Origin of the sequence: Azohydromonas australica DSM 1124 (genome assembly GCF_000430725.1) — a bacterium.
Classification (GTDB): Bacteria; Pseudomonadota; Gammaproteobacteria; order Burkholderiales; family Burkholderiaceae_C; genus Azohydromonas; species Azohydromonas australica.
The window spans coordinates 1-8873 of the sequence record NZ_KE387212.1 but is presented as its reverse complement, the minus strand read 5'-3'; the positions used below and the strand labels follow the sequence as shown (position 1 = coordinate 8873).

Genomic DNA, 8873 nt, shown 5'->3' with positions numbered 1-8873 from the left:
CCGTCCCGCCTCGTGGACGTGGCGGTCTCGCCGTGCGGCACGATCTGGGTAACGCGCAAGGACGACGGCTCAATTTACTACTCCGACACCGGCCGCTATTTCGTCAAGGTCCCGGGCAGCGGCTTCGAGAGCATTGCCGTCGGACTGGACGACAACGTCTGGGCCGTGGGCTACAACGGCACGCTTTGGAAGTACGAGCGCCCGTACCGCTACGTCTGAAAGGGCTCTTGCACGCCTACCGGAAGCCGGCGCCTGCACCGGCGTGTTCTCCGGACTGAGGCTCGAGAGCGTATTCGCGGGCTGCGTGCCGAGCGTCGCAGCCCGCCCTGAAAATGGGCTCTCATATCTTCCTGACCACATCGACTTTCGCGACGCGACGCGGGTCGGAATCAAACGCGCCATGTGCAGTCGCTGATTCACCTCCTATCGAGCACGGAGGCGCAAATGAGAGAGGCTGAACAATGCCCAGGCTCTGCCCGCCACAGCCGCTCAGCATGATCTTGATATTGACGCCCCCGGCAGCAACAGTCCCAGCCGCGCGACCAGTGACAAGGCCTGCACGCCGTTGAAGCGCTTGATGGCTTCCACTGTCGCATGGCGGTCCGCCGCGACCAGCAGCCGCCACGCAGCGGGTTTGGTCCACCTGCCAATCCAGCCCGGAATAGGGCCGTTTCCAGCGCGGGTCGCTCAGGGCTACCGGATCGAGGTAGGGCCGCCCTTGAGCATCCAGTTCGAAACGGGCCATGACCTGCTCGAGTTCGGCCGTGAGCACGGCACTGAACTGCCGCGTGACGTGTTCGCGAAACAGCCTGGACAGCACCCACCCGACGTTCACAACCGCCCCCGCCACGAAAGTGCACGGTGACCGCGTCCATGAGCAAGGACGGTCTGTTCGGCAAGCCGGGGCTGGTCAGGGTGTCCGGGCGGTGGACCATCCAGCTTTCACGCCGCGTCGACGCCGCCAATGGAAAACTGCTGGGCGTGGCGGTGGCCTCGGTGGATCCGGGCCACTTCGAGGGGGTCTACCGCGGCGTGGCACTGGAAGTGCAAGGCCTGGTGTCGCTGGTGGGGCTCGACGACGTGGTGCGCGCGCGTGGTGTGCGGTGTCAGCCAGGGGGTAGGCACGACCCTGAGCGCCGAGGCGGGCAACGCCTTTCGCGAGCAGGCGGCGTTGGGCCACGCCATTCGCATCAGCGGCGTGGACGGCATCGAGCGCATCACGGTCTTCCGTCGCATCGCAGACTTGCCGCTCCTCATTGCCGCGGCCACGGGGACTGACGAAGCCTTGGCGCGCTGGAGGCGCACCTGTACGGCCGTTGTGATGGTCACGTTTATCTGCGTTAACTTCACTGGCGCGTTGCCACTTTAGGCATGCGCGATGCCACCGAATGAGGTGAGCAAACCTTCAGGCAAGCCAATAGCCCGTCGTTGGCCGCCATTCGGAAGAAGATTGACGTGAAGGCGCCTCATGGCCGCTGCCAAATCAGCGATGCCAAGCCTTGCCAAGCTCACCCGGCCGGAGCTGTATGCCGCCGTGCCTAGGCAACGGATCTACCGGCACCTCGACGAGCTGCGCCGGCATCCGCTGATAGCCGTCATCGGCCCGCCGGGCGCGGGCAAGACCACGCTGATGGCCGGCTATGCGCAAGCCCGTGGTGCGATGACGCTGTGGATGCAGCTCGACGGCGGCGACGAGGATCCCGCCACGTGCTTCTATTACCTGCGCCGTGCCGCAACGGCCGCGCTGCCGCAGCGCCGCCTGCACCTGCCCTTGCTCAGCGCCGAACTGCGGGGCGACCTGGCAGGCTTCACGCGGCGGTGGTTCCGCGAGCTGTCCGAGGCCCTGCCGCCCGGCACCCTGCTGGTGCTCGACAACTACCAGGTCCTGGGCCTGCAGGCGCCGCTGCACGCCATGCTGTGCGATGCCGCCCAGGAACTGGGCCCAGGGGTCAACCTCGTGCTGATCAGTCGCGACGAGCTGCCCCCCGCGTTTGCCTCGCTGGTGGCCGTTCAGCGCCTGGCGCGCCTGGACTGGCAGGCACTGCGCCTGACAGACGAGGAAGCGTGCGCCTTGGCACGGGCCAGCCGTCCGGGCTTGGACGCCGCCGTGCTGCACGAGCTGGTGGCCACCTGCGAAGGCTGGGCCGCCGGTGTGGTGCTGATGCTGGAGCGCTACCACCAGACTGGCAGCGTCAACCAGATCGGCCAGGGCGAGACGATGCAGGAGGTCTTCAACTACATCGCTGGACTGATCTTCGAACAGGTGTCGGCCACCGACCGCGACACGCTCATGCGCGCGGCCTACCTGCCGCACGCCTCGCCGGCACAGGTTGAAGCCCTGAGCGGGGCCATCCACGCCGGCTCGCTGCTGGAGACGCTGTACCGGCGCCACCTGTTCACCGACCGGCGCCTCAACCGCGGGCTGTCGTACCACTTCCATGCCCTGTTCCGTGCCTTCCTGCTGGATCAAGCGGCACGCAGCATCCCGGCGCCCGATCGCCAAGCCCTGGCGAAGCGCGCCGCGGCGATCCTGGAAGAGGACGGCCAGTGGGACGCCGCCGTCGAGCTGCTGGAGCAGGCGCTCGACTGGGACGGCCTGGCCCGCCTGGTGCGCCACGCCGCGCCGGGGCTGATCGCCCAAGGCCGGCACGAACTGCTGCTGCGCTGGATGGATGCCATGCCCGCGCCGCGCGTGGAGCGCGATGCTTGGCTGTCGTACTGGCAGGGCCACGCGCTGCTGGCCGTGGACCCCGCGCATAGCGAGCGGGTGTGCACGCGTGCCTTCGAGCTCTTCGGCCGTGCGGGCGAGCGCGCCGGGCGGCTGCTGGCTTGGGCGCGCGTGGTGCAGGCCATACGCTTCAACGCCCATGCCCCGCTGCACCGGCTGGACCACTGGATAGACGTGGCCGACGAGCTGCTGCGCCATGACGACAGCTTTCCCTGCGAAGACGTCGAATATCCCTTCGTCTACGGCATGTTCGTGGCGCTGTGGCACCGCCGCCCGCGCCATCCGGACTACGGGCGCTGGCGGGACCGGGCGGTGACGCTGGGCCTGTCCGCCGGCGCCGACGCCGGCCAGCGCGTCTACCTGGCTTACCTTGCGGTGAGCTACGAGACGCAGCGCGGCCAGCTGCTACAGGCGCGGCTGCTGCTGGACGCCGCCGACCGTGTGCGCAACCTGTCGGCCTTCACCGAGAGCTTCAGCCACCTGGGCCGCATCATCTACCAAGTCGAAGCGGGCGAGCTGGATGCAGCCTTGGCAACGATGCGCAAGGGCCTGGCGCGCTCGCGCGAAACCGGCATCACGACCTGGAACAGCTTTCTGCGTTTCCACGGCGGGCGCGCCGCGCTGATGAGTGGCGACCTCGACGAGGCCGCGCGGCTGTGCGACGAGCTTGCGCAGCAGGCTGACGCCACTCGCGGCACGCCGGGCATCTACTACCACCATCTCTCCGCCTGGATCGCCCTGTGCCGCGGCGACGCGTCCGCCGCGCAGCGGCACGCCGCGCTGGCCGTCGAACTGGCTGCGGCCTCGGGCTGGTTGGTGACCCACGCGCGCTGCCTGCACCTGCGTGCCCGCGTCGCCTGGGCCCAGGGCGATACGGCGCAGGCCAGGCAGGACCTCGCGGCCCTGCGGCGCCTGGCTGACGAGCTGGGCAACCGAGTGCTCGATAGCCAAAGCGCGCTGCTGGAAGCCTTGATGGCTTCCGACGCGCAGCGGGCCGCCCCGGCGCTGGCCCGGGGCTGGCGGCTCGCGCGCGAGATGAACCTGCGCCATACGCCGTGGCTGCTGCACGAGGACGCCGGTGTGCTGTGCGCCCGGGCCCTGGCGCTGGACATCGAGCCGCACTTCGTGTCAGAGGTGGCGCAAGGGCTCGCCATGGCACCGCCCGTCGAGGCCACGCAGGCTTGGCCCTGGCCCGTGAAGGTGCGAGCCTTGGGCAGCTTCGAGTTGGAAGTGCAGGGCCGGCCGTTGGTCTTCACGCGCAAGGCGCCCAAGCGCGTGATCGGTCTGCTGAAGGCGCTGATCGCCTTCGGCGGCCAGGACGTAGCTGTGCAGCGGCTGGAGGACGCGCTGTGGCCGGAGCTCGAGGGCGACGCTGCCCACCAGGCGCTGGAAGCGGCGCTGTACCGGTTGCGCCGCATCCTCGGATCGCCGCAGGCCGTGCGGCTGCATGAGGGAGCGGTGAGCCTGGAGCCGCGCTGCTGCTGGGTGGACGCCTGGGCGTTCGAGCGGCTGTGCGCGCAGGCCCTGGCGGCGCAGCTGCAAGACACTCAAGCCGCCGCGGTCGCCCAGCAAGCGCTGGCACTGTATCGCGGCCCCTTGCTGCCCTTGGAGGTGCAGGCGCCGTGGAGCGATGCCGCACGCGAGCAACTGCGGGCGCGTTTCGCTCACCTTGTCGTGGCGCAGATCGAACGACTGGAGCGCGACGGGGCCCACGCCGACGCGCTGGCGTGCGGCTTGCGCGCCATCGAGGCCGATGCCCTGGCCGAGGCGCCCTACCAAGCGTTGATGCACCGCCACCGGGTTGCCGGCCGCCGGGCTGAAGGCCGGGCGCTGTACCAGCGCCTGTGCCGGGCGCTGGCCAGCGCGGGGCGGCACCCCTCGGCGGCGAGCCAGGTGCTCGGACGCAGCTTGGAGGAGCCGGCCTGAGAACCTGACGCGAATCGGTATGCCATCGGTGTGCCAGCGCCGCGCATCCTGGTTGCGGCGGTGGTCGACACGGTGTCTTCGTGCAGGCCGCCTTTCCCCGTGCAACTGTCGCGAAGGAGGTTGCTCATGTTGGCCCTCAGAACCGTTTCCGCCGCGCTGGCGTGCTGTGCCGCCGTGTTCGGTGTCCAGGCGCAAGAAGCGCCCCCCGTCACGACCCCGGAGCAGGTCCCCTGGAAACCGCTGGCACCTGCGCCGGGCGTGGACGTTGCGTTCCTCTCCGGCGCTGCCGACAAGCCCGGGCTCTACGAGCTGCGCGTGCGCATGGCGCCGGGCAGCGTGATCCCGCCGCACACCCATCCCGATACCCGCTACTTCACCATCCTCTCGGGCGACCTCTACGCCGGCGTGGGCCAGGACTTCAAGCCCGACACCGCACGCAAGCTCAGCGCCGGCTCCTTCATGGTCATGCAGGCTGGGGTGCCGCACTACGTGCTGGCCAAGGACGGACCGGTGGTGTTCCAGGACTCCGGCATGGGGCCCACCGGCACGCAATGGTTGAAGAAGTAGCCCCCATGCGCAGCGCTATCGCCGTGGCAGCACAGGCGCCGTGTCCGGCGCGCGTGCTGGCTGCACTGCTGATGGTGCTGGCCGGCGCGCTGGCGGCCCCGGCATGGGCTCACATCGGCGGCGACGGCTTCCTGGGCTTGGACGTGACGGGCGAGGGCGTGCGCGGCGAATGGATCCTGTCGCTGGCCGCAGGAGCACGCGCCGCCGGGCTGGACATGGCATTCGCAGGCGATGCGGACCGCACCGGCTGGCTGGCCCGCCATGGCGATGCCGTTGCTGCCGCCGTGCTGGCGTCCTTGCGCCTGACACGCGACGGCCACGACTGCGAGCCCGCGGGCGCGGCGGTGAAGCCGCACGAGGACAGCAACTACCTTGTGCTGCGCTTCGCGCTGCGCTGTGCCCCGCGGGGCGCGGGCGAACTGCGGCTGCGCGATGTTGCGCCCGTTGACGATGCCGCCATGGGCCAGCACGTCGTGCGCTTGCGCGAAGACGCCCGCACCCAGCTCGGCTTGCTGGATGCGCGACACAGGGCGCTGCGCTTCACGCTCGCCTTGCCGGCGCGCGGGCCGCTGTTCCGGGCATTCGTGCGCGATGGCATGGCCCACATCGCCATGGGCAAGGATCACCTGCTGTTCCTCGGCGCATTGCTGCTGCCGGCGGTGCTCAGGTACGAGCAGGGCCGCTGGCACCCCAGGCAGCGTCTGGCCGACGTGCTGCGCGACACGCTCAAGGTCGTCACCGCGTTCACGCTGGCGCACTCGCTGACGTTGGCCCTGGCGGTACTGCAAATGGTGTGGCTGCCGTCGCGCGCGGTGGAGTCGGCCATCGCCGCATCGGTGCTGCTGACCGCGCTGGACAACGTGCGGCCCCGGGTGACCTGCCGCCGTTGGTACGCGGCCTTCGGTTTCGGCCTGATACACGGCTTCGGTTTCGCCGGCGCGCTCACCGGCTTGCGCTTGCCGGACGCCTTGCTGGCTCTGGCGCTGGCTGGATTCAATACCGGCGTCGAGCTGGGCCAGATGGCGCTGGTGACCATGCTGCTGCCGGCGGCGTTCGCGCTGCGGCACACCCGCTATTACCGGCCCGTGCTGTTGCAGGGAGGCTCCGCGCTGGCGATTGTTTGGGCTGGCCTCTGGCTCGCCGAGAGGGCCTTGGGGCTGCAACTGCTGCCGCCAGCCTTGGCCTGATGCATCGACCGCACGCCCTGGTTCTTGGTCTTCACTTGAGAAAGGTTCACGCCATGCAATCAACTCGGTTCACCGCCCATGCCCTGGCTGCCGTTCTGGCGTGCGCAGGCGCGGGCAGCGTCTGGGCTCAAGCCACTGGACTGACCCGCACCATCATCAACAAAGCCGACGTGTCGGTGCCTGGCCGCGAGGCGGTAGTGGTGCGCATAGAGATTGCGCCGGACGGCAGGGCAGGCCGCCATACGCATCCCGGTGACGAGATCAGCTACGTGCAGGAGGGGCAGTTCGAGCTGCTGATCGATGGCCAGCCGCCCCATGTCTACAAGGCCGGCGAATCGTTCGTGGTGCCTGCCGGTACGGTGCACGATGCCCATAACGCCGGCAACGCTCCCACACGAATTTTGGGTGTCTACGTTGTCGAAAAAGGCAAACCCCTGGCTTCTCCTGCCGCAAAGCCTTGAGAGCGCCTTTTCAAGGCTGAACCGCGATGCAGATGTGGTTCGCAGAAGCAGCACTTTGAAGGGGGCGATATGTGCGCTCATAGTTGAACCACTTGCCAGTGGCACTCACTTGATCGCCAAAACGCCCTCGGCGTTGTCGCGCATGTGCATGAGGATGGTGGCGAAGGGCAGTCGGTGGAGGGCCGCAACGGGCTGCCGGTGCTGTCCGCGGTGGTGGGTACCGCTTACCAGATGCTGCAGACGCTGCGCCTGAAGACTGTGGTGCCGCAGGCGAGGGCGCCGTTGTCCGGGCGTCATCGAGTTGAGCCATCAATCCAGGATTGGCTTGAGCTCCAAGCCGACAAACCATCCGTAGAACCGGGCTGAGTTCAATGCGAGCGCGTACCCAGGGCCGTGTCACGCGCGCTCGAGCACCAGCGCGATGCCTTGCCCAACGCCGATGCACATCGTGCACAGCGCGTAGCGGCCACCGCTGACGTGCAGTCGGTTGACCGCCGTGGTGGCCAGGCGGGCGCCGCTCGCACCCAGCGGGTGACCCAATGCGATTGCGCCGCCCCAGGCGTTGACGCGCTCGTCGTCGTCTCTCAAGCCCAGCAGGCGTAGCACGGCCAGACCCTGGGCGGCGAAGGCCTCGTTAAGCTCGATCACGTCCATTTGCTCCAGTGCCAAGCCGGTCTGTGCCAGCACCTTTTCGGTGGCCGGTGCCGGACCAATGCCCATCACGCGCGGCGCCACGCCGGCCGTGGCCATGCCCACGACACGCGCCCTGGGCGTCAGTCCCTGCTTTGCCGCCGCGGCCTCGTTGGCCAGCAGCAGCGCGCAGGCGCCGTCATTGACGCCGGAGGCGTTGCCCGCAGTCACCGTGCCGTCCGGGCGCACCACGCCCTTGAGCCTGGCCAGGGCCTCCAGGCTGGTCGGCCGCGGATGTTCGTCCCGGCTCACCACCAGCACCTCTCCTTTCTTCTGCGCGATGGTCACGGGCGTGATCTCCCGCGCGAAGTGGCCGGCTTCCTGGGCCGCCACGGCCCTGAGCTGGCTGGCCAGCGCCATGCGGTCCTGGTCCTCGCGGCTGATTCCGTACTCCGTGGCCACGTTCTCGGCCGTCTCAGGCATCGAGTCGACGCCGTACTGCGCCTTCATCAGCGGGTTGATGAAGCGCCAGCCGATGGTCGTGTCGTAGACCGTGTTGCTGCGGCTGAAGGCGCTCTCAGCCTTGGGCATGACGAATGGCGCGCGGGACATGCTCTCCACGCCGCCGGCGAGCATCAGGCTGGCTTCCCCCGCCTTGATCGCACGCGCCGCGGAGCCGACCGCATCCAGGCTCGAGCCGCACAGCCGGTTGATGGTCGCACCCGGCACCTCCACCGGCAGCCCGGCGAGCAGGCTGGCCATGCGCGCCACGTTCCGGTTGTCCTCGCCGGCCTGGTTGGCACAGCCGTAGAGGACATCCGCCACCGCTTGCCAGTCGACCTGCGGGTTGCGAGCCATCAAGGCCTTGATCGGGATGGCGCCCAGGTCGTCAGCACGCACGCTGGAAAGCGCGCCGCCGTAACGGCCGATGGGGGTGCGGATGGCATCGCAGATGAAGGCGTGCGCCATGGTGTCGTCTCCTGTGATGGTGGAAATGGGGAGTGCGGTTGGTGCCGTCGGCCGCGGGCTGCCGGGCCCCCGCCGACGGTTTCACATGCCTGCGTAGTTGGGGCCGCCGCCTTCGGGCGTGACCCAGACGATGTTCTGCGTCGGGTCCTTGATGTCGCAGGTCTTGCAGTGCACGCAGTTCTGGGCGTTGATCTGCAGCCGCTCGCCGCCGCCCTCGGCCGGCACGAACTCGTACACGCCCGCGGGGCAGTAGCGGCTCTCCGGCCCGGCGAACTTGGGCCGGTTGATGCGCGTGGGCACGCTCGCGTCCTTGAGCGTGAGGTGCGCCGGCTGGTTCTCCTCGTGGTTGGTGTTGCTGATGAACACCGAGGACAGCCGGTCGAAGCTCAGCACGCCGTCGGGCTT

The 8873-nt window shown here is 69.0% G+C and carries 9 protein-coding genes; 6 read left to right on the top strand and 3 right to left on the bottom strand.

All coding sequences use genetic code 11. The annotated features are described in order from the left end of the window. Positions 1-219, top strand: a 219-nt coding sequence (locus H537_RS53760) for a hypothetical protein (protein ID WP_211235130.1), incomplete at its 5' end; no start/stop codon positions are given. Between the two features lie 121 nt (positions 220-340). Here the strand turns inward: H537_RS53760 and H537_RS53755 are convergent. Beyond that, a complete protein-coding gene (locus H537_RS53755) occupies positions 341-820 on the bottom strand; it encodes a hypothetical protein (RefSeq protein ID WP_156902105.1) in 480 nt (159 codons plus the stop codon). 273 nt (positions 821-1093) lie between these two features. Here H537_RS53755 and H537_RS53750 point away from each other — a divergent pair, with 273 nt between their 5' ends. From H537_RS53750 to H537_RS51755, 5 genes are all read left to right on the top strand, one after another. Next, entirely contained in the window at positions 1094-1369 is a 276-nt protein-coding gene (locus H537_RS53750; RefSeq protein ID WP_156902104.1) for a PDC sensor domain-containing protein, read from the top strand. Positions 1370-1489: 120 nt separating this feature from the next. Continuing rightward, on the top strand, positions 1490-4654 hold the full coding sequence (locus H537_RS46995; RefSeq protein WP_043461234.1) for an AfsR/SARP family transcriptional regulator: 3165 nt from the start codon (positions 1490-1492) through the stop codon (positions 4652-4654). Between the two features lie 126 nt (positions 4655-4780). Beyond that, complete coding sequence (locus H537_RS0133480) at positions 4781-5221, top strand: cupin domain-containing protein (protein WP_029001374.1); 441 nt, start codon at positions 4781-4783, stop codon at positions 5219-5221. A 71-nt stretch (positions 5222-5292) separates the two neighbouring features. Further along, the gene (locus tag H537_RS0133475) at positions 5293-6408 is read left to right on the top strand and encodes a HupE/UreJ family protein (protein ID WP_043461298.1); all 1116 of its coding nucleotides are present in this window, start codon (positions 5293-5295) and stop codon (positions 6406-6408) included. 53 nt (positions 6409-6461) lie between these two features. Next, entirely contained in the window at positions 6462-6869 is a 408-nt protein-coding gene (locus tag H537_RS51755; RefSeq protein WP_084151151.1) for a cupin domain-containing protein, read from the top strand. Between the two features lie 396 nt (positions 6870-7265). On the opposite strand, the gene pcaF is transcribed toward H537_RS51755, so the two are convergent. Both pcaF and H537_RS46990 read right to left on the bottom strand, forming a co-directional pair. Next, the gene (gene pcaF / locus H537_RS0133460; protein ID WP_029001370.1) at positions 7266-8468 is read right to left on the bottom strand and encodes a 3-oxoadipyl-CoA thiolase; all 1203 of its coding nucleotides are present in this window, start codon (positions 8466-8468) and stop codon (positions 7266-7268) included. An 81-nt stretch (positions 8469-8549) separates the two neighbouring features. Next, positions 8550-8873: 4Fe-4S dicluster domain-containing protein (locus H537_RS46990; RefSeq protein WP_043461232.1), on the bottom strand; the 324-nt coding region annotated here is incomplete at its 5' end.

Bases quoted from the DNA above. Each gene is read 5' to 3' on its own strand.
- H537_RS46995 (WP_043461234.1), top strand. From the start codon at position 1,490: ATGCCAAGCCTTGCCAAGCTCACCCGGCCGGAGCTGTATGCCGCCGTG.
- H537_RS0133480 (WP_029001374.1), top strand. From the start codon at position 4,781: ATGTTGGCCCTCAGAACCGTTTCCGCCGCGCTGGCGTGCTGTGCCGCC.
- H537_RS0133475 (WP_043461298.1), top strand. From the start codon at position 5,293: ATGGTGCTGGCCGGCGCGCTGGCGGCCCCGGCATGGGCTCACATCGGC.
- H537_RS51755 (WP_084151151.1), top strand. From the start codon at position 6,462: ATGCAATCAACTCGGTTCACCGCCCATGCCCTGGCTGCCGTTCTGGCG.
- pcaF (WP_029001370.1), bottom strand. From the start codon at position 8,468: ATGGCGCACGCCTTCATCTGCGATGCCATCCGCACCCCCATCGGCCGT.